At 53.7% G+C, this 363-nt stretch carries 1 protein-coding gene; it reads right to left on the bottom strand.

Translation table 11 applies throughout. From position 1 onward, the window contains the following. Positions 1-363: hypothetical protein (locus CWB99_RS24285; RefSeq protein ID WP_171045437.1), on the bottom strand; the 363-nt coding region annotated here is incomplete at both ends.

Below are 363 nucleotides of genomic sequence, written 5' to 3'. Positions count from 1 at the left end.
CGCGACCACGCTCCCGGGTACGACGATAGTCATCAAACTGCTGGAACACCCGACCATATTCATCAAAGGTGGTCAGCTGCACCACACATTTAGCGTCATGTACTGAGGCCAGTGCGTCTGTTATCCGCACATCTTTGCTGGATGGCTCATAGCTGACTTGATCTTTACAGCTCAGAGCACTTTCTAAATCAGTGACCGACGCCACCTGGCGCCCCAGCCCGTCATACAGGTATGACCGCGACCAGCGGCCACGCACCTCCTGGTCCAGACGCCAGGGTTGGCTGGTGCTGTAATGCCACTCGCTATCAACCACATTATTAATTTTTAGTGTGGTTTTACGACCAAGCGCGTCGTACTCAAAGC

This window comes from Pseudoalteromonas rubra (assembly GCF_005887095.1).
Taxonomy (GTDB): Bacteria; Pseudomonadota; Gammaproteobacteria; order Enterobacterales; family Alteromonadaceae; genus Pseudoalteromonas; species Pseudoalteromonas rubra_E.
Note: the sequence above shows the minus strand (reverse complement) of the source record. Positions and strands in the feature narration are given on the sequence as shown.